Below are 19973 nucleotides of genomic sequence, written 5' to 3'. Positions count from 1 at the left end.
CCGTCAGGAGGCGGCTGATAGCAAGGCCGTCCGGGGGTGTCCACCCCCGGACGGCGATTTTCTTGACGCGTGGGCGATCACTGCGCCGCGGCGTGCTGGGCGTGCAGGCGCACGGCGGTGGCCGAGAGCTTGTTGAGCGCGGAGAGATAGGCGCGGGCGGAGGCGACCAGGGTGTCGGGGTCGGCGCCGCGGGCGGTGACGCTGCGCTCGGGCGTCTTCAGGCGCACCGAGACCTCGGCCTGGGCGTCGGTGCCCTCGGTGACCGCATGGACCTGGTAGAGTTCGAGTTCAGCCTCGTGCGGCACCAGCGCCTTGATCGCGTTGAAGACCGCGTCCACCGGCCCGTTGCCCTCGGCCTCCTCGCTGACGACCCGGCCGTCCATGGCGAGTTCGAGGGTGGCGCGCTGCGGCCCGCGGGTGCCGGCGATCACCGAGAGGGAGACCAGCCGAATGCGGTCGTGGGCGGTGGCGAGGTTCTCGTCGACCAGGGCCTCGATGTCCTCGTCGTAGACGTGCTTCTTGCGGTCGGCCAGCGCCTTGAACCGCTCGAAGGCGTCCTGCAGCTGGTTGTCGGAGAGGCTGAGCCCGAGTTCCTCGAGCTTGGCGCGGAAGGCGGCCCGGCCCGAGTGCTTGCCCATCACCAGGGCGGTCTTGGCCACGCCCACGGAAGCCGGGGTCATGATCTCGTAGGTCTCGGTGTGCTTGAGCATCCCGTCCTGGTGGATACCGCTCTCGTGGGCGAAGGCGTTCCGGCCGACGATGGCCTTGTTGTACTGGACGGGGAAGTTGGTCGCGTGGCTCACGAGCTTGGAAGCGCGGGTGAGCATCGTCGACTCGATGCCGGTCTCGTATGGCATCACGTCGGCCCGGGTGCGGATCGCCATGACGATCTCCTCCAGGGCGGCGTTGCCGGCGCGCTCGCCGATGCCGTTGATCGTGCATTCCACCTGGCGCGCCCCGCCCTCGATGCCGGCCAGGGAATTGGCGATGGCGAGGCCGAGGTCGTCGTGGCAATGCACCGAGAACACCGCCCTGTCGGAATTGGGCACCCGCGCCCGCACCGCCTCGAACATGGCGCGGTACTCGGACGGCGTGGCGTAGCCGACGGTGTCGGGCAGGTTGATGGTGGTGGCCCCCGCCCCGATCGCCGCCTCGACGCAGCGGCAGAGGTAGTCGATGGGCGTGCGGGTGGCGTCCATGGCCGACCATTCCACGTCCTCGACGAGGTCGCGGGCCTGGGCCACGGTCTTGAGGATGATCTCGACGACCTCGTCCTGCGACTTGCGCATCTGGTGGGCGAGGTGGATCGGCGAGGTCGAGACGAAGGTGTGGATGCGCCCGCGCCGGGCCTGGCGCACCGCCTCGCCGGCCCGCGCGATGTCGGCGGGGATGGCGCGGGCGAGCCCCGCGACGGTGGCGCGCTTGGCCCGGCGCGCGATGGCCGCCACCGCCTCGAAATCGCCGTTGGAGGCGATGGGGAAGCCCGCCTCGATGATGTCGACGCCCATGGCGTCGAGGAGTTCGGCCACCGCGAGCTTCTCGTCCAGCGTCATGGTGGCGCCGGGGCATTGCTCGCCGTCGCGCAGGGTGGTGTCGAAGATGAGGACGCGGTCGCGCGCCGGGGTCAGGGTGGTCATGGCTGGGAGGTCCCGTGGCGGCGCGCCGGGCTCGCGGTCGCGCCTGAAGGTTTCGAAGACGGCGATCGAAGGTCGGCACGGGCGCTCACGGCGAGCGGTGCGGTGCCGGACGACGCTCCCCTGAGAGCCCAGGCGCCAAGCGCCCGGACGGCCCTCAGGGGCGTGTAAGCAGGAGCTCGAGAAGACCCGAAGACTTGGGAAAGCCCGAAGACTTGGGAAAGCCGGAAAGCGCACAGGAGTGCGGCGCCGCGACAGCGGCTCCTGCGATCCCATGCGTGGAGCCGGCGCTGGCCAAGGCTCGTCTCTCCCGATGATCACGCGATGCCCATCGTTGGCTCGAGCGTGATGCGAGCGAAAACCCTAGCCGGCGGACCGGACGTTGACAAGCCTCGCATCTCCCAGGGCGGGCCTTGTCCTCCGGCGGCACTTGCCGTGGATCCGATCCTGTCTAGCTCTACCGCAGGCCCACGGGCCCGGACCGGGAATCATCCCGTGCACGATCAAAAAAATCGAAGGAAACACCCACGATGCTGCGTAACGCCCTGCGCTTCTGCGCCTTGCCGGCCCTCGCCCTGATCGCCGGAACGGCGCCGGGCCTCGCCCTCGACGTCATGAAGTCCGTGGATGTGTCCGCTCCGCCGGCCAAGGTCTGGTCGACCATCGGCGACTTCTGCGGGATCGGGTCCTGGCACCCGGCGATCGCCAAGTGCGAGCTCTCGACCAAGGGCGGCACCAGCCTGCGGACCCTGAGCCTGAAGGGCGGCGGCACCATCGTCGAGTCGCAGACCTCCCGCGACGACAAGGCCATGACCTACACCTACGCCATCGTCGAGAGCCCGCTGCCGGTGTCCGACTACTCCTCGACCATCGCGGTGGCCCCCTCGGGCTCCGGCTCGAAGGTGACCTGGACCGGAAGCTTCAAGGCCAAGGGCGCGCCGGACACGGTGGCCAAGGACGCTATCGAGGGGATCTACACCTCGGGCCTGGCCGCCATCGCCGACAAGGCCAAATAGGTTCCGACATAGCCAAGTAGGTTCCGACGAGGCCAGTCGGGTCTTCGGCACGCCGGCGCTCCGTCGGCGTCAGAAAAAAGGGCCGGCGTCACCGCCGGCCCCTCTCTTCATCGCACGCGCCCGGCTCAGCGCAGGACGACGACCTTCGTGCCGACCTTGGTGCGGGTGTAGAGGTCCGCGACGTCGTCGTTGGTCATGCGGATGCAGCCCGACGAGACGGCGCCGCCGATCGTCTCCGGCTCGTTGGAGCCGTGGATGCGGTAGATCGAATTGCCGAGGTACATCGCGCGGGCGCCCAGCGGGTTCTCGAGGCCGCCCTTCATGAAGCGAGGCAGGTCGGGCCGGCGACGCAGCATCTGCGCCGGGGGACGCCAATCGGGCCACTCGCGCTTCATGGTGATGCTCTGCACGCCGCCCCAGGTGAAGCCGGGACGGCCGACGCCGACGCCGTAGCGAAGGGCCTGGCCGTTGCCCATCACGTAGTACAGCCGGCGCTCGGTGGTGGAGACGACGATGGTACCGGCGCCGTAGGGGCCGTTGTAGGCCACCGTCTCGCGCTGGATCGCCGACATCTGCGGCACGGCCGCCGCCAGCGGGTCGGACGGGTTGAGGGAGGCGTTGGCGGTGGGGATCGGCGTGGCGATCGGCTCGCTCTGCGGCCGCACCCGGACCATGAGGGCGTTGTCGAGCGGCTGGCGGGTGAGGGGATCGATCTCGTAGGCGGCGGCGGGCGTCGCCCAAGCCCCCGTCATGCAGGCGAGCCCGGTCAGGGCGGGAGCGAAACGACGCATCAAGGCCTCTCGAATACAGGCAAAATCTTGGGAGAACGCGGGGGCTACAGCGGCGCACCGTAACGCGACGAGCATCGCCAAGACGTAAACGCGCCCCGCCCAAAGCCAAGGTCAAATCGCACTGCGGCAAAACTTGCCCCGGCGTCGTGACTCCGTGGCAACAGTGTGGCGGCTTGGCCGTAACGGGCTGCGATTCAGGCGGCGTCGAGCCCCAGGTCGACGATCGGCGCGCTGTGGGTGATCCAGCCGCAGGAGATGAGATCGACGCCCGAGGCGGCGACCGCACCGACGGTCTCGCGGGTGATCCGGCCGGAGGCCTCGGCCAGGGCCCGCCCGGCGATCATCGCCACGGCGCGGGCGAGCTGCTCCGGGCTCATGTTGTCGAGGAGGACCGCATCGGCCCCCACCGAGAGGGCTTCTTCGAGCTGGTCGAGGGTATCGACCTCGACCTCGATCTTCACGAGGTGCCCGGCGCGGGCGCGGGCACGGGTGATGGCGGGCACGATGCCGCCGGCCACGGCGACGTGGTTGTCCTTGATTAGCACGGCGTCGTCGAGGCCGAAGCGGTGGTTCGAGCCGCCCCCGGCCCGCACGGCGTGCTTTTCCAGCGCGCGCAGGCCCGGCGTGGTCTTGCGAGTGCAGACGATGCTGGCCTTGCCGTGCGGGCGCGCCGCCTCGACGAGGCCGTGCGTGGCGGTGGCCACCCCCGACATCCGGCACAGCAGGTTGAGGGCGACGCGCTCGGCGGTGAGGATGGCGCGGGCCGGGCCGGACAGGCGCAGCACCACGTCGCCGGGGGCGACGAGGACGCCGTCGCCCCGCTCCACCGCCACCGCGACGGCGGGATCGATCAGGGCGAAGGCGATCACCGCCGCATCGACACCGGAGACGACCCCGTGCTGGCGGGCGGCGATGACGCCTTCGAGGCGGGCGCTCGCGGGTACGATGGCGTCGGTGGTGATGTCGCCCGCCCGCCCGAGGTCTTCGAGCAACGCCGCCCGGACGATGGGCTCGACGAGGAGGCGGGGGAGGGGGAGGAGATCGTCGCGCATCGGGTCACTCGTGGCAAGAACTGTCGGAGGGTGGCCGCGCCCCTCCGGGACGGGACCGGCCCTTCCCGGAGGGAGAGAGATCGAGCGAGCCTCCCGGGGGCTCAGGCGCCCACCGGCACCGCGGCGTCCGCCATCCGCCAGACCTGCGCCAGCGTCACCTCGGTCTGGCGGGCGGGCAGCTGCTCGGGGTGGTCGGAGCGCCAGTGCGCGCCGCGGCTCTCGGTGCGGGACAGGGCCGAGACAGCCACGATCAGGCCGGTCAGGGCCGCATCGCAATGCCGGGCGGCGGGCGTCAGGCGCGCCACGGCCGCACGCAGGCCCGCCTCCTCGCGCACGACCCCGACACGGCGCTCCATGGTGGCGCGCAGGTCGGCGAGGTCGCCCGCCTCCGGCCGGGTCTCCCAGGGCGCGGCACAGGCCCCGGCCGGCGCCGCGGCGGCGATCGCGGCAGCGATGCGCGGGGCGAAGGCCAGCGCCTCCAGCAGCGAGTTGCTGGCGAGGCGGTTGGCCCCGTGCAGGCCGGAGGAGGCGACCTCGCCGCAGGCGTAGAGGCCGGCGACCGAGGCGGCACCGTCCTGATCCACCGCGATCCCGCCCATGTGGTAATGGGCGGCCGGGCGCACCGGGATCGGCTGGCGCTGCGGATCGATCCCGGCCGCGGCGCAAAGACCCGCCACGGTGGGAAAGCGGCTCGCCATGCGCAGGCCGAGCGCACCGCGGCAATCGAGGAACACCTCGGTGCCACGGCCGCGCGCCTGGAAGATCGCCCGGGCGACGACGTCGCGCGGGGCGAGGTCGCCCCCGGCGATGCCGGCCATGACCGGCGCGCCGTCCCGGTCGATCAGGCGCGCGCCCTCGCCGCGCAGGGCCTCGGTGGCCAAAGGCATCGGGTCGGCGCCGGTGGCGATGGCGGTGGGGTGGAACTGCACGAACTCCATGTCGCGCAACACGGCCCCCGCCCGCGCGGCCATGGCGAGGCCACGGCCGGTGGCGCCGGTGGGGTTGGTGGTGGAGGCGTAGAGCGCACCCAGACCGCCGGTGGCGAGCACCACGGCCCGGGCCGGCAGCGGGAACGAGACCCCGTCGCGCTCGCACACCAGGCCGGCGACGCCGCCCGCGTCGTCGCGGATGAGGTCGCGGGCGCGGGCGACGAGCACCTCGATGGACGGGCAGGCGGCGGCCGCCCGCACCAGGGTCTCGAGGACGGCGCGGCCGGTGGAATCGCCGCCGGCCCGCACGATACGGCGGCGGCAATGGGCGGCCTCGAGACCGAGCGCCAGGGCGCCGGCCTCGTCTCGGTCGAAAGGCGCACCCAGGCCGACCAGCCAGTCGATCAGGCCGGGGCCGGCCTTCGCGACCGCCTCGGCCACCGCCGGATCGGTCAACCCCGCGCCGGCGGCCTGCGTGTCCAGGGCGTGAAGCGCGGGTTCGTCGTCCTCGCCCATGGCGGCGGCGATGCCGCCCTGGGCCCAGCCGGTGGCGGTGCCGAAGCCCAGGGGCGCGGCCGTCACCACGGTCACCGGCAGCGGCGCCAGGCGCAGCGCCGTGGCGAGGCCGGCCACGCCGGCCCCCACCACCACGACGCGGTCGGCCGCGAGCGGCCGGAAGGGGAAGCGGGCGGGCGCGTTCATCGGGCCCGCACCGCGAGCATGCGCTCCACCGCCGCCCGCGCCCGCTCGGCGAGTTCGGGCTCCACCGTGACCTCGTGGGTCATCGTCTCGAGGGCACGGCGGATGGTGCCGAGCGTGATCCGCTTCATGTGCGGGCACAGGTTGCAGGGCTTGATGAACTCGATGTCGGGGTTGGCCGCGGCGATGTTGTCGCCCATCGAGCATTCGGTGACGAGCACCACCTGCGCCGGGCGCTTCTGCGTCACGAAGTTCATCATCATCGCGGTGGAGCCCGAGAAATCGGCCTCGGCCACCACGTCGGGCGGGCATTCGGGGTGCGCGATCACCGTGACGCCGGGATAGCTCTCGCGAACCTCGCGGATGTCGGCGGGCGTGAAGCGCTCGTGGACCTCGCAATGGCCGGCCCAGGTCAGGATCTCGACCTCGGGCACCAGGGCCTGGACGTTCTGGGCCAGGAACTCGTCGGGAATCATCAGCACCTGGCGCGCGTTGAGCGAACGCACCACCTCCACCGCGTTCCCGGAGGTGCAGCACACGTCCGACTCCGCCTTCACGGCGGCCGACGTGTTGACGTAGGTCACGATCGGCACGCCGGGGTGCTTTGCGCGCAAGCCCCTGACGTCGGCGGCGGTGATCGAATCGGCCAGCGAGCAGCCGGCGCGCAGGTCCGGGATCAGCACCGTCTTGCCGGGATTCAGGAGCTTGGCCGTCTCGGCCATGAAGTGGACGCCGGCCAGCACGATCACGTCGGCATCCACCGTCACCGCCTCGCGGGCCAGCGCCAGGCTGTCGCCGACGATGTCGGCCACCGTGTGGAAGATCTCCGGCGCCTGGTAGTTGTGCGCGAGGATGACCGCGTTGCGGGTCTTCTTCAGCTCCAGGATCGCGGCGACGTCGTCGGCGAGCGCCGGCCATTCGATGGCCGGGACGTGCCGACTGACGCGCTCGTAGATCTGCGGCAGCGGGAAAGCCGCCGTCGGGGACTGGCTCGCCGGGTGCGTGGTGGCCGCCATGGACGCCTCCTCACTTATGCTCAAATTGAGCATTGCGCCGACTAACGTAGGGCCCGGAATCGCGGTTGTCCAGATATGCTGGAGTTGAGCATAACAATTTCGCGGTGCAATGAACCGTCGCGTCGGACCGCGTGCGGTGCGATCAGCCCGGACGGCGGGCGGGGGTCAGGCGAAACCCCGGCGCCGGGCGCTCCAGCAGCACCTCGCGGCGGAAGCGCACGAGGCGGGCCGGGCGGCCAGCGGTGCCGCTGGTGAGGTCGTCGGTCTCCTCCACGAGCCCCTGCTGCGCCACCAGCCTGCGGAAGTTCTGCTTGTGGAGTTCGGCGCCCGACAGGGCTTCCACCGTCCGCTGCAGCTGGAACAGGGTGAAGGTCGGGGGCATCAGTTCGAACACCACCGGGCGATACTTGATCTTGCCGCGCAGCCGCCCGATCGCCGTGGCGAGCACACGGCGATGGTCGAAGGCCATGGGGTGGCCGGTGACGGCGGCCTCGGCGCAGGCGCCTTTCCCCGCCTGCCCCTGCGCCTCGGGGATCAGGCCCGCCTCGAACAGGAGCTCGTAGCGCTCCAGCACCCGCTCCTCGTTCCAGGCACCGCCGCAGAGGCCGAAGGTGAGGCCGAGCCGGTCCTCGCGCCGGCGCCGCAGCTTCGGGTCGGCGACCTCGCCGGCCCAGGCCATGAGGCGTGGCTCGATCGCGCCCAGCGACTCCGGGCGCCCCGCCCGCCAGTCCTCCCAGGGCAGGTAGCGATACCAGTTGCGCCAGGAGGCCTCGGCGAGGCCGGCCGGGCGCATCTCGCGCACCAGGGCGAGATAGGCCACGGAGAGCGAATGCAGCCCCGCCGCCTCGTCGCCCTGCCGGTCTCGGTCGCCGAAGGTGTAGAGCTGCTCGACGTAGCCGAGGCGCTGGTGGGTCTGGCGCTCGACCCAGGCGCGCAGGCCCCGTTCCAGGGTCGGATGCTCGGGCACGAGCGGCCCGAACGGCAGGCCGTCCTGGCGGCCGGGCGCCTGCCCGGGCACCTGCACGGTGAGCGCGCGCGGCTCCCCGTCGGTGGCGGCGACGATCACCGCCACCAGCCCCACGGCGGAGGGATGGGACAGGGCATCGCTCGTCCCGGTCCCGAGCGCGTGGTCGGGCGGGTCCTTGGCCGTCGTCAGGCTCGACATGATTCCCGCATCGCTACCGCACCGGTGGTCTTGGCATATTGCGGTCCGGGGTCAACGCGGCGATGTCGCGAGCGGTCGCGCGGGGTTGCCGGCGACGGTCGCTCCCGCCGCCACGTCCCGCGTCACCACGGCGCCGGCACCGACGATGGCGTGGTCGCCGATGCTGACGCCCGGCAGGACCAGGGCGCCGCCGCCGATCCAGACGTTGGTGCCGATGGTGATCGGCCGCGCGAACTCCAGGCCGGACTCGCGCGCGGCGGCCTCGCGCGGATGATCGGCGGTGAGGAGTTGCACGCCGGGGCCGATCTGGGTGCGGTCGCCGATGGTGACGGGCACGATATCGAGGATGAAGCAGCCGAAGTTCAGGAAGGTGTCGGTGCCCAGCGTGATGTTGTAGCCGCAGTCGCAATGGAACGGCGGGCGCACCACCGCGCCGTCGCCGGCGCCAGCGAAGATCTCGCGCAGGAGCGCGATGCGGTCGCGCGCAGGCATCGCCAGGGTGGCGTTGTAGCGGGCGAGCCACTCCATGCAGCGCCGGGAATCGGCCCTGATCTCGTCGTCGCCGGGGTAGTAGAGTTCGCCGGCCAGCATCCGCTGCTTCTGGGTCTTGTCCACGGGCATCTCCTCCAGGGTCCGGGCCGACCGTCGACATGGGGGCTTCGCGCGCGCCTCGCCACCGGAAGGGCGGCGGCGACGGGTTCCTGCGGGCCGGCCTTGGCCTTATGGAGGACGAAACGGACCGCGGGGAGACCGTCACGGTGATCGGACAGGGACAGGCGGCGGGGCCGGCCGTGCCGGTGGATCTGCGCCTCTACGGCATCCTCGACGTCGGCGTCTGCGGCGGCGACGGCGCCAGGCTCGCGGCCATGGCGGCACAGGCCGCGGCCGGCGGCGCGACGCTGATCCAGTACCGCGAAAAGGACATCGCAGACGCCAGGGCCGCGCTGGCGCGCATCCGGGCGATCCATGCGGCGCTGGCCAGCCGGCAGGTGCCCCTCCTCGTCAACGACCGGGTCGACCTCGCGCTGGCGGCCGGCGCCGAGGGCGTGCATCTGGGACAGGGCGACCTGCATCCGTCCGACGCCCGCCGCCTGCTGGGGCGCCACGCGATCATCGGGCTCACCCTCAAGACCGGGGGGCAGGCGGACGAACTCTACCGCCTGCCGGTGGACTACGGCTGCATCGGCGGGGTCTTCGCCACCGCGAGCAAGGACAACCCCGATCCGCCGGTGGGCCTCGACGGCTTCGGCCGGGTGGCGTTCCGGGCGCGGCTGGCCCGCGGCACCAACTTTCCCCTCGGCGCCATCGCCGGCATCGACGCCAGCAACTGCGCCGCGGTGATCGCGGCGGGCGCGGACGGCGTCGCGGTCATCTCGGCGCTGTTCACCGGCGATTCCGTCGAGGGCCGCGCCGCCGATCTGCGCCACAGGGTCGATTCGGCCCTCGCGGCACGGGGCGCGCGCACGTAAGCTCGCCGGCAACGGAACATCACCATCCGACGGGAAAGCCATGACACCGATCGCCGTCACCATTGCCGGGTCCGATTCCAGCGGCGGCGCCGGGATCCAGGCGGATCTCAAGACCTTCGCGGCCCTGCGCGTCTACGGCGCCAGCGTGATCACGGCGCTCACCGCCCAGAACACCCTCGGCGTCCAGGGCATCCACGACGTGCCGGCCGCCTTCGTGCTCGCCCAGATCGAGAGCGTGTTCTCCGATCTCGCGGTGACGGCGGTGAAGATCGGGATGCTGTCGCAGGTGGAGACCATCGTCGCGGTGGCCGAGGGGCTGGGACGGTACGCCGGTCGCATCCCCATCGTCCTCGACCCCGTCATGGTGGCCACCAGCGGCGACCGGCTCATCACCGACGAGGCGGTGGAGGCCCTGCGCCGGCACCTGCTGCCGATGGCCGAGATCGTGACCCCGAACCTGCCCGAGCTCGGGTGCCTCATCGGCGAGCCGGCCGCCGCCACCGAGAACGCCGCCGTGGCGCAGGGGCGCAAGCTCCTCTCCCTCGGCGCCCGCGCCGCGCTGGTCAAGGGCGGCCACGCCGAGGGGACCGAGAGCATCGACCACCTGATGGGGGCCGACGGCACCATGCGGCGCTTCTCGGCACCCCGCATCGCCACGCGCAACAGCCACGGCACCGGCTGCACCCTGTCCTCGGCCGTGGCGGCCGGCCTCGCGCGCGGCGTCCCCCTGGCGGAGGCGGTGGCCCAGGCCAAGCGCTACGTCACCGCCGCCATCGCCGCCTCCGATAGCCTGCCGGTGGGCAAGGGGCACGGGCCGATCCACCACTTCCACGCCCTCTGGCGATGACGGATGGGTCCAGGCCGGCGGTCCCGAAGCCCTCCTCCACCTTGCGCCGGACGCGAGAATCCGTTTGTAGTAGCGCACGATCGTCCGGTTAACGGAACGAGGCACGGGTTTGGCGAGATGCAGGACGAGGTGACGACGGAGCGGGGGCGTCCGCGCGAGGTGCTGACCGGGGCGCAGGTTCTGTCGGGCCAGCTCGGCAAGACGATCCAGCGCCTTCGCAAGGCCTACAACCTGTCGCTGTCGGAACTCGCCGAGCAGTCGGGTGTGGCGAAATCGATCATCAGCCAGATCGAGCGCAACGAGACCAACCCGACGCTGGCCACGATCTGGCGCCTCAGCCAGGCCCTCGACGTGTCGATCGAGCGGGTTCTCGCCACCAACGACGAAGAACCCTTCATCGAGAAGATCTCCCGGGCCGACACCCCGAACCTGGTCTCCGAGGACGGGCGGGTCCGCCTGTCGATCATCGGCTGGATCAAGACGGTGGAGTGGCTGCAGTGGTACGAGGTGACCGCCGAGCCCGGCGGCATCCTCGATTCCGACCCGCACCAGCGCGGATCGGTCGAATCGCTGACGGTGACGGAGGGCGTGTTCGAGGTCGACGTCGCCGGCACCCATCACCGCGCCCGCGCCGGCGAGACCCTGCGCTATCGCTGCGACCGGCCCCATACCCTGCGCTGCATCGGCGAGGGACCGTCGCGGGCGATCATGGTGGTGATCATGAAGGCGGCGGTGATGGAGTGACACGGTGTCCGCTTGAATCGAGCGGGAACCGTATCGCCGAGCCCGCGCGGCGCCCGAGCGAAGCCCATGTCCGCATCACAAAGTGATCAACCGGAAATGAGATGATCCGGCTCCGTCGCGCCACTCGTCAGTAGGTCGGCACCAGCCGCTCCTCGGTGAGCGGCACACGCATGCGGAAGACGAGTCCGGTCGCGGCGTAGTCGATGCTGACCTCGGCGTTGCATTGCTGGGCCAGCACCCGCTGCAGCAGGATCGAGCCGAAGCCCTTTCGCGTGGGCGGAGTCACCGCCGGTCCGCCGGATTCGACCCAGGACAGGTCGAGGGTCCGCTTGGCATCGTCCTGGTGAAGCGTCCAGGTGATGTCGATGCGCCCGTCGGGCCTCGCCAGGGCGCCGTGCTTGGCGGCGTTGGTGGTCAGCTCGTGGATCGCCATGCCGGTGGGCACCGCCAGATCGGCGGCCAGTTCCACGGCCGGGCCGTCGAGCCGGATGCGGGCCCCGCCGGTGGAATTGTAGGGATCGAGCTCGTTGCGCAGCAGGTTCTCGAGGGGCGCGGTCTGCCAGTAGTCCTCGGTGAGGAGGTTGTGGGTCTTGCCCAGCGAGACGATCCGGTCCGAGAACGAGTGATAGAAGGTCTCGACGTCGCGCGTCGAGCGCGCGGTCGCACCGAGCAGCCCCTGCACGGTGGCCAGCGTGTTCTTCACGCGATGGTGCAGTTCGCGGATCAGCAACGCCTGGCGCTCGTGCGTGCGCTCGCGCTCCTGGAGGGCGGCCTCGACCTCGCGCTGGCGCCGCCGCGCCCGTAGCGCCGAGCGCACGGCATTGGCGAGCACCGCCGGATGGAACGGCCGCTCGAGCACGGTGACGTTGCCGAGAAGGTCGGTGAGGCGACGATCCGGCGTCGAGCCGCGCAGGCTGAGGAGAACGAAGGGGAAGTCCGACCAGGGCGGCTGCCGGTCCACCCATTCGGCGATGGCGCGGCGGTCCCACCGCAGCAGCGCCTCTTCGGTCACCACCGCGCAGGCGGCCCGATCGATCTCGGCGACGAGGTCGTCGAGGTTCGCCTTCACCTCGGAGGCGATGCCGACTTCGTCGAGGATGGCGGCGGCGACCTGCGCATCGCGGCCGGCGGGGGCGAGGACGAAGGCGAGGCGATCACGCTGGGGCATCGGTGTCCCGGTCCCGCAGCAGGGTGCCGCGTTCGCCCTCGAAGATGGGCACGCCGGTCAGGACGCCACGGAAGTCCGTGAGGGGCAGGCCGACCCTGATGCCGCCGGTGTCGATCTTGAACTCGCGGATGGCGTCCTCGTGCGGGCCGGTGCGCTTCTTGAGCACCGAGATCGCCCGCCGCACCCGTCCGGCCGCCTCGAAGAAGCGCAGCATCACCACGGTGTCGCTGACGTAGGTGAGGTCCACGGGCGAATCCGCGCGGCCGATCATGCCGTGCTGGGCCAGGATCAGGATGGTCACGACGCCGAGCTGGTTGAGGAAGGTCAGCATCTCGTGCATCTGCAGCACGAGGTAGGGCTGGTCCGGCATCGCGCTCATGTAGCCGGTGAGGCTGTCGATCAGGACGACCCCCACGCCGTCCTTCTCGACGGCGTCGCGCATCCGGCCGGCGAGCTCGCCCGGCGTGACGTCGGCGGGATCGACCTGTTCGATGCGCAGGAGGCCCGAGCGCAGGTAGGGCGCCAGGTCCATGCCGATGCCCGCCGCTCGCTGCAGCAGGATGCCGGCGGTCTCGTCGAAGCTGACGACGAAGGCGCGCTCGCCGCGCTTCAACGCCGCCAGGAGGTAGCACAGGGCCAGGGTCGACTTGCCGGCGCCCGACGGCCCGATGATGAGGGTGCTGGTGCCGCGATCCACCCCGCCCCCGAGGATGCCGTCGAGCTCCGGGATGCCGCTCTCGGCCGAGCCGGGGACGAAGGCGCGGTGGTGGTCGGCCGGGATCAGGCGGGGGAAGACCCGCACGCCGCCCTCCTGGATCAGGAAGTCGTGGTACCCGGCCTGATAGCGGGCGCCCCGCATCTTGATGACGTTGAGGCGCCGCCGCGAGGTGCCGTAGGCCGGCGTAATCTGCTCCAGGCGGATGACCGCGTGACTGATCGAATGCAGGTTGAGGTCGTCGTCGTCCGAGCTGAGGTCGTCGAGCATCAGGACGGTGGCGTTGTTCAGGAGGAAATAGCTCTTGAGCGCCAGCACCTGGCGCCGGTAGCGCAGCGACCCCTGTGACAGCAGCCGGATCTCCGACAGGCTGTCGAACACCACGCGAACCGGCTTGACGCGTTCGATCTCGGCGAGCGCCATCTGCACGGTCTCGCCGAGCTCCAGGTCCGAGGAATGGACGAGGCTCTGCTGCTTCTCCGAATCGAGGCTCAGCTCCGGCGGCACCAGCTCGTAGATGTCGATGCCGTCCAGCGACCAGCCGTGGCGCTCGGCCACCGACATCAGCTCGCGCCGGCTTTCCGACAGGGTGATGTAGAGGCCGCGCTCGCCGCGTGCGACGCCGTCCATCAGGAACTGCATTCCGAGGGTGGTCTTGCCGCAGCCCGGCCGGCCTTCGATGAGATGGGCGCGTTGTCCGGCGTAGCCGCCGGACAGGACCTGATCGAGCCCGGGGACGCCGCTGGGAACGGGTGCGGCGTCGAAGGAGGGTGACGTCATCGGTGAACTCGGCACATCGCGAAGGCTCGGACAGCTGTAGGGACGGGTCGACCCGCAAGCACAAGTGGAACGGCCGGAAAAGCCGCCACCCGGAGGGGTTCGTCCGCGGGTGTTGTCGGCATACAACCCTCGACGGGGCCGCCCGATCCATCACCCGGCATGCAAGCGTGTCCGCCTTCGTGCGAAAGCCCTCAGGCCCGGCCCATTTCCATCGCCGCCGCCGTGATCGCATCGGCGTGGAAGTGGTGCAGCATGTGCCCGGCCCCGGCGATGAGGTCGAAGCGCGCGCCCGGGATGAGACGCGATGCGTTCCAGCCGTGGATCAGGTTGCCGACGACGAGGTCGGCGTCGCCGCCCAGGATGTGCACGGGCACGCGGCACCGGCCGTAGGCCATGGCGAGGCGGGTGAGCGCCGGCCATAGGGCGGCGGCGTCCTCGCCGTTGGCGATCATCGGCGCGGGGCGGCGTGCCCAGGCGAAGGGGAACTCGGCGGCAAACCGCGGCGGCATCGCCTGGGGCAGGAACATCGTCCGCCACAGCATCGGCAGCATCGCCGTGTCGAAGGCGGCCCCGCCCGTGAAGGCGAGGGCGTCGCCGAGGACCGGGACCGCGCGCGGGCCGAACAGAAGCTGCTCGAGGCGCAGCTCGGGAAAGCAGATGGGCGCCAGCGCCACGACGCCGGCGATCTCGTCGGGAAAGCTCATGGCGTAGGACAGCGCCACCGCCCCGCCGAAGGAATGGCCGACGATCACCGGCCGGTGAAGACCCAGCGCCCGCAGCGCCTCGCGGACGATCGCGGCCTGGGCCCAGGGCGAGCCGTCGCGGAAGCGGATGCGGTCGCTGGCGCCGTGGCCGGGCCGGTCGACGGCGATGACGCGGAAGTGCCGGCTCAGGGCCGTCATCGGGCCGAGCCACATGTCGTCCAGGGTGGTGAGAGCGCCGTGGATCAGGACGAGGTCGGGACCCGAGCCCGCCTCGACGTAGGCGATCCCGCGTCCGCCGGAGGACCGCAGGATGCGGCGATCGAGGGAGACGGTGCGGCCCCGGCGTTCGGAAAGGGCCACGACGGTGTCGTCGCGCCCCGATGTCCTGTCCACAGCCTGCTCCATGTCAGCCCTTCGTCCCGCTCGAACCGGATCGCAATCCCCCGCCCCTCCCGCTCAGGACCGCCGCCCCGTCGCGGGCCGCCCCGACCGCGTGGCGAGCAGCGCCACCACCGCCAGCACCCCAGCGAGGCCGAGCGCCGGCACCAGGTTCCGCTCGACGCGGGTATAGGCGCTCGTGCGCATGACGTAACCGGGGTGGTCGCCCCGCGCCCGGCCGTCGGTGCCCGCGGCATGGAGGGATCCCGCCGGATCGCGCGGCGCCTCCTTGCGCCGCTGCAGGGCGCTCACGGCCGGCGACAGCGCGTCGTAGGCGCCCGGCGCGAAGGTCTTGAAGCTCGCCAACGCCTTGGCCGCACCGCCGACGAAGACGTCCCGCCGCGGATGGACCGCGGCATGCAGGATCGCCTCGGCCACCTCCTCGGGGGGATAGACCGGCGGCGGGAGCTTCGGCTCGCGGTCCATGTAGTTGCGGGCGTGCTGGGGCAGGGGGGTATCGATCGAGGCCGGCTTGATCAGGGTGACGGAGATCGGGGCGCCGTCCTCGATGAGCTCCATCCGCAGGCTGTCGGTGAAGCCCTTCACGGCGTGCTTGCTGGCGCCGTACATCCCCTGCAGCGGGAAGGCGAGGTCCGAGCCGAGGCTCCCGACGTTGATGAGGGCGCCGCCGGCCCTCCTCAGGTGCTCCACCGCGATCAGGGAGCCCAGCACCGTTCCCCACAGGTTGGTCCGGAGCAGGCGCTCGTGGTCGGCGTCGCTCACCTGCCAGAGCCGGCCGTAGATCGTCAGGCCGGCGTTGTTCACCCAGGTGTCGATCCGGCCGTAAGCCTCGATGGCGCATTCGGCGACCACCTCGACCTCCTCGCGGACCCCGACGTCGGCCGGCACCGCGATCGCCTGGCCGCCGGCGTCGAGGATCTCGTTGCGCAGGATGTCGAGGGCCTCGGCGTTGCGGGCGACCAGCACCACCCGCGCGCCGCGCGCGGCCGCCAGCCGTGCGGTGACGAGGCCGATGCCGCTCGAGGCGCCGGTGATGACGATCACCTGATCGCACAATGGCTTGAGAGCATTCATGGTGGGGCGCTCGGTGTTGAGGTCGGGACCATACTCCATGCCAACTCGCGATCGTACCGCTTGTTCGGTGCACCACGACCGCCGGGCGGGCCGCGGGCGTCAGAGATGCGCAACGACAGGTGGATCGGCCTTTGCAGTTGGGAGGTCACGGCCTTATCAGGACCGGCCCCTCGCCGAGCCGACACCGGAGCCACCCTGCGGATGCGCGACCCGAACGCGATCGATTTCTGGCGCGGCCTGGCCCTGGTGACGATCTTCATCAACCACATCCCCGGCAACACCTTCGAGCGGTACACCTACTCGCAGTACGGCATCTCGGACGCGGCCGAGCTGTTCGTGTTCCTGGCCGGCTGGTCGATCGGGATCGCCACCCACGGCAAGGACGGCACGCCCGAACCGGCCCTCACCAGCGTGCTGCGGCTGCTGTCGCGCACGGTGGAGGTGTACCGGGCCCAGATCACCACGATGGCATTGGCGCTGGCGATGATCGCCGGCACGGCGCTGGCCCTCGACAACCCCCTCATCCTCGAGTGGCACAATGCGGGCGGCTTCTTCGCCGACCCGATCCAGACCATGGTCGGGTTCGTGCTGCTCACCCATCAGCTCGGGTTCTTCAACATCCTGCCGCTCTACGTGGTGCTGATCGGGATCGCCCCGGCCTTCGTCCTCCTGGCGCGCCGGAGCCGCGCCCTGGCGCTCGCCCTCTCGGTGGCCATCTACGGCGCCAGCCTCGTGTTCGAATGGAACCTGCCCGCGTGGCCGGGGGAGGGGGACTGGTTCTTCAACCCCCTGTGCTGGCAGCTGCTCCTGGTGCTCGGCATCGTCATGCAGGGCTGGCACCGGGAGCACGCCTGGCTGCGGCTGTGGACGGCGCGCCTGGTGCCGCTCGGCGTCGTCATCGTCGCGGCCGGCATCGTGCTCTCGGTCTGGGAGATCCGGCCCGATCCTCTGCTGGTGCCGGACCCGCGCCTGCTGTTCACCTTCGACAAGACCTACCTGTCGCCGGCCCGCCTCGTCCACTTCGTGGGCGTGCTGCTGGCCTTCCAGGCCGTCTACCGCCTCGTCGCTCCGCGGATCGGCCCGGTGGCGCGCTATCTCGCAGGATTGGGCCGGAATTCGCTGGCGGTCTTCTCCATCGGCTCCCTCCTCAGCCTCGGGGCCCAATTCGTCAGATTCCAGACCGGCGGCGGTGTATTCGTCGACTGTGTCGTCGTAGGATCGGGATTGATCGCTCTGGGTGTCACAGCATGGTTCGTCGAATGGCGCTCCCGAAGGCCACGGCCCTCGTCCTCGGCCTCACGCTAGGGCTCGTCGCCCCCTCGGCGCGCGCCCAGGCGACCCCGCAATCGCCGGCTACCCAAGCACCGGCCATGCCAGCGGCGCCTGTCATGCAAGCGCCGGCCATGCAGGCGCCGCCGGCGATGGTCGTGTCCCCGCCGCGCTCGACCGCGACCGCGGAGGGCGGCGAGGCCCTCGACGCCACCCTGTCGCCCGAGTGCAGGGTGCCCGGCTCGCGGCTCTACACCCTCAATCGGCTCGCCGCGGTCAAGGCGGCGCTGAAGGAAAAGCGCCCGGTGCGCGTCCTGGCCATCGGCGCACCGGCCGCCAGCGCGGGCGCCTCCACCTCCTATCCCGTCAAGCTCGAATCGGCCCTGGAGCGGTCGATCCCCAACGTCGACGTCGAGATCGAGAGCCGCGGCCTGTCCGGCGAGGTCGCCTCCGGCGCCGCCGAGCGGCTGCGGACCATGGTCGCGGAATCGGAGCCCGACTTGGTGATCTGGCAGGTGGGCACCCACGACGCGCTCGCCCGCGTCGATGTCGGCGATTTCGCCAACGCCCTGCGCGAGGCGGTGCAATGGGTCAAATCCCACGAGATCGACATCGTGCTGGTCGACCCGCTCTATACGGCGAGCCTGGCCGAGGACGCTTATTACACGAGCATCGTCAAGGCGGTGAAGGACGTGGCCGCGAGCGAGGGCGTGCCGTTGGTGCAGCGCTACGAGGCGATGCGCTACCTCGCCGGCAACGGCGACAAGGGCGAGGGCCATTTCCTCGGCAAGCAGTTCCGCCTCAACGACCTCGGCCTGCGCTGCATGGCCGAGCACGTGACCCGCGCGATCTCGCTGTCGCTGCTCCAGCCCGATCTCGCCACCGTCACCGGCACCGCCGTGACGCCGCCCAAGGACGGCCCGAGGGCGGCGGCCCCCGGCCCGGCCGGCGGCAGCGGCCAGTAACGGTTTACCGGACCGAAACGCGGGAGCCTTAGGCTTCCCGCCCGGGAGGCCGGTCTCGAGGGGAGCATCGGCGTCCGAGGGCAGGCGGCCGGAGGCTCCGTGACGGTTCCGGCGGCGACGCGATCCATCCCGGCCGATGCCTTCGTCGGCATCCGGCGCTCCGGCCCGGCGTCCGTGCCGGCCGGCCGGTCGGTGCGCACCGCCTCCCGCGCGGCGGCGACCGTGTTCGGCATCCGGATCGCGGCCGCCGGCTTCGCCTATGGCGCCCAGGTCCTGATGGCGCGCCTGCTCGGTGCTGCCGAATTCGGCATCGTCGCGGCGGTCTCGGTCTGGATCGCCATCCTGGGCCATGCCGCGAGCCTGGGTTTTTCGCAGGGCGCCTGCCGCTTCCTCCCGGTCCATCGGGCGAACGGCGACCTCGACGCGGTGCGCGGGTTCCTGCGCGCCGGTACATGCCTTTCGCTGACCGGCGGCATCGCGCTCGCCGGGTTCGGCCTCGGCCTCGTCTGGATCGAGGGTTCCCTGCCGGGCGGGCCCTTCGCGGGGCCGATCCTGGTCGCGGCCCTGATCCTGCCCCTGTTCGCCCTGCAGGATTACTGCGAGGGCCTCGCGCGCAGCCAGAACCGGGCGGTGCTCGCCATCGCCCCGCCCTACCTCCTGCGCCAGGGCGTCATGATGGCAGCGCTCCTGGCCGCGATCGGCCTCGGCCTGCCGCCGGAAGCCGCGACCGCGCTCGCCTGCCTGCTCGTCGCCACCGCCGTCGCCCTGTCGGTCCAGGCCCTGGCCCTGCGCCGGCTCCTCGGCCGGTCGATCCCGAACGGGCCCCGCCGGTACGCGTGGCGGACGTGGCTCGGCGCCTGCGTTCCGATCGCGGCCGGAGACCTCGCCGGCGCCGGCCTCGGCGTCGCCGACGTCGTCGTCCTGAGCCTCGTGGCATCGCCCCAGACGGTGGGCCTGTATTTCGCCGCCACCCGCATCCAGCAGTTCGTCGCCTTCGTGGCCTATGCCGCCACCGCCGCCACCGCGCATCGCTTCGCCGCCCTGGCCGCCACCGGCGAGCGCGGGGCCCTCCAGGACCTCGTGCGGCATCAGGCCCGGCTCACCGCCCTGGGCACCGCCCTCGTCGGCAGCGGGCTCCTCGCCGTGGCGCCCTGGCTCCTCGACCTGTTCGGGCCCGGGTTTCGCGACGGTCTTCCCATCCTGGCGATCCTTGTGGGGGGCAGCCTCGGTGCCAGCCTGTTCGGGCCGGGCGAACACATCCTGGCGATGCTCGGGGGCGAGCGTCTGGCGGCCGGCATCACCCTGTCGGCGCTGGTCCTGGCCGCGCTCCTGACCGGGCTCCTGTTCGCCTGGATCGGCGTGACCGGTGCCGCCACGGCCATGGCGCTCGCCGTGAACGCGCGGGCGCTGGCCATGGCGATCGCCGCGAATGCCCTGCACGGCATCGCCACGCCCGTGCTTGCCCTGCCGGGCTCGTCGCGCCGCTGATCGCCCCCTCGGCAGCGGCCCCTCGCCTGTGCTAACCCACCGCCTCGGC

18 protein-coding genes are annotated in these 19973 nt (G+C 71.6%); 7 read left to right on the top strand and 11 right to left on the bottom strand.

All coding sequences use genetic code 11. The annotated features are described in order from the left end of the window. Positions 1-77 precede the first annotated feature (77 nt). Positions 78-1637, bottom strand: coding sequence for a 2-isopropylmalate synthase (locus tag ASG59_RS06360; protein WP_056407574.1), 1560 nt, complete (start codon positions 1635-1637; stop codon positions 78-80). Positions 1638-2164: 527 nt separating this feature from the next. Between ASG59_RS06360 and ASG59_RS06355 the strand changes: the two genes are divergently transcribed. Continuing rightward, positions 2165-2650: an SRPBCC family protein gene (locus tag ASG59_RS06355; protein WP_056407572.1), complete on the top strand. Its 486-nt coding sequence runs from the start codon at positions 2165-2167 to the stop codon at positions 2648-2650. Between the two features lie 125 nt (positions 2651-2775). Here ASG59_RS06355 and ASG59_RS06350 read toward each other — a convergent pair whose 3' ends face one another. The 6 genes from ASG59_RS06350 to ASG59_RS06325 all read right to left on the bottom strand — a co-directional run bounded on the left by ASG59_RS06350 (position 2776) and on the right by ASG59_RS06325 (position 8917). Next, positions 2776-3441, bottom strand: a complete 666-nt coding sequence (locus tag ASG59_RS06350; RefSeq protein ID WP_055881437.1) for a L,D-transpeptidase — start codon at positions 3439-3441, stop codon at positions 2776-2778. A gap of 194 nt (positions 3442-3635) precedes the next feature. Beyond that, positions 3636-4493, bottom strand: a complete 858-nt coding sequence (gene nadC, locus ASG59_RS06345; RefSeq protein ID WP_056407570.1) for a carboxylating nicotinate-nucleotide diphosphorylase — start codon at positions 4491-4493, stop codon at positions 3636-3638. Between the two features lie 101 nt (positions 4494-4594). Next, positions 4595-6124 carry an L-aspartate oxidase gene (locus ASG59_RS06340; RefSeq protein WP_056407567.1) on the bottom strand — a complete coding sequence of 510 codons (1530 nt, stop codon included), beginning with the start codon at positions 6122-6124 and terminating at the stop codon, positions 4595-4597. Beyond that, positions 6121-7137 (bottom strand): quinolinate synthase NadA, encoded by a 1017-nt coding sequence (nadA, locus tag ASG59_RS06335; protein WP_056282665.1) that lies wholly within the window; start codon positions 7135-7137, stop codon positions 6121-6123. Before nadA ends, ASG59_RS06340 begins: the two co-directional genes overlap by 4 nt. 142 nt (positions 7138-7279) lie before the next feature. After that, positions 7280-8302, bottom strand: a complete 1023-nt coding sequence (locus ASG59_RS06330; RefSeq protein WP_082494440.1) for a hypothetical protein — start codon at positions 8300-8302, stop codon at positions 7280-7282. Positions 8303-8353: 51 nt separating this feature from the next. Next, on the bottom strand, positions 8354-8917 hold the full coding sequence (locus tag ASG59_RS06325) for a sugar O-acetyltransferase (RefSeq protein WP_056407605.1): 564 nt from the start codon (positions 8915-8917) through the stop codon (positions 8354-8356). Between the two features lie 143 nt (positions 8918-9060). Here ASG59_RS06325 and thiE point away from each other — a divergent pair, with 143 nt between their 5' ends. From thiE to ASG59_RS06310, 3 genes are all read left to right on the top strand, one after another. Further along, complete coding sequence (thiE, locus tag ASG59_RS06320) at positions 9061-9771, top strand: thiamine phosphate synthase (protein WP_055881781.1); 711 nt, start codon at positions 9061-9063, stop codon at positions 9769-9771. 40 nt (positions 9772-9811) lie between these two features. Further along, complete coding sequence (gene thiD, locus ASG59_RS06315) at positions 9812-10618, top strand: bifunctional hydroxymethylpyrimidine kinase/phosphomethylpyrimidine kinase (RefSeq protein WP_056407566.1); 807 nt, start codon at positions 9812-9814, stop codon at positions 10616-10618. 117 nt (positions 10619-10735) lie between these two features. Continuing rightward, a complete protein-coding gene (locus ASG59_RS06310) occupies positions 10736-11362 on the top strand; it encodes an XRE family transcriptional regulator (protein WP_055881422.1) in 627 nt (208 codons plus the stop codon). 127 nt (positions 11363-11489) lie between these two features. Here ASG59_RS06310 and ASG59_RS06305 read toward each other — a convergent pair whose 3' ends face one another. From ASG59_RS06305 to ASG59_RS06290, 4 genes are all read right to left on the bottom strand, one after another. Further along, on the bottom strand, positions 11490-12530 hold the full coding sequence (locus ASG59_RS06305) for a sensor histidine kinase (RefSeq protein WP_055881419.1): 1041 nt from the start codon (positions 12528-12530) through the stop codon (positions 11490-11492). Continuing rightward, positions 12517-14025 carry an ATPase domain-containing protein gene (locus tag ASG59_RS06300; RefSeq protein WP_055881414.1) on the bottom strand — a complete coding sequence of 503 codons (1509 nt, stop codon included), beginning with the start codon at positions 14023-14025 and terminating at the stop codon, positions 12517-12519. The genes ASG59_RS06305 and ASG59_RS06300 overlap by 14 nt, the downstream gene beginning before the upstream one ends. 191 nt (positions 14026-14216) lie before the next feature. Beyond that, positions 14217-15134: an alpha/beta hydrolase gene (locus ASG59_RS06295; protein ID WP_055881411.1), complete on the bottom strand. Its 918-nt coding sequence runs from the start codon at positions 15132-15134 to the stop codon at positions 14217-14219. A gap of 51 nt (positions 15135-15185) precedes the next feature. Next, complete coding sequence (locus tag ASG59_RS06290) at positions 15186-16241, bottom strand: SDR family oxidoreductase (protein ID WP_244475649.1); 1056 nt, start codon at positions 16239-16241, stop codon at positions 15186-15188. Between the two features lie 162 nt (positions 16242-16403). Here ASG59_RS06290 and ASG59_RS06285 point away from each other — a divergent pair, with 162 nt between their 5' ends. The 3 genes from ASG59_RS06285 to ASG59_RS06275 all read left to right on the top strand — a co-directional run bounded on the left by ASG59_RS06285 (position 16404) and on the right by ASG59_RS06275 (position 19924). Continuing rightward, complete coding sequence (locus tag ASG59_RS06285) at positions 16404-17507, top strand: OpgC domain-containing protein (protein WP_056407564.1); 1104 nt, start codon at positions 16404-16406, stop codon at positions 17505-17507. A gap of 83 nt (positions 17508-17590) precedes the next feature. Beyond that, positions 17591-18436, top strand: coding sequence for a GDSL-type esterase/lipase family protein (locus tag ASG59_RS06280; protein ID WP_244475648.1), 846 nt, complete (start codon positions 17591-17593; stop codon positions 18434-18436). Positions 18437-18535: 99 nt separating this feature from the next. Then, entirely contained in the window at positions 18536-19924 is a 1389-nt protein-coding gene (locus ASG59_RS06275; RefSeq protein ID WP_156399136.1) for a lipopolysaccharide biosynthesis protein, read from the top strand. The last annotated feature ends 49 nt before the right edge of the window (positions 19925-19973 follow it).

Source organism: Methylobacterium sp. Leaf466 (genome assembly GCF_001425565.1).
GTDB lineage: Bacteria > Pseudomonadota > Alphaproteobacteria > Rhizobiales > Beijerinckiaceae > Methylobacterium.
Note: the sequence above shows the minus strand (reverse complement) of the source record. Positions and strands in the feature narration are given on the sequence as shown.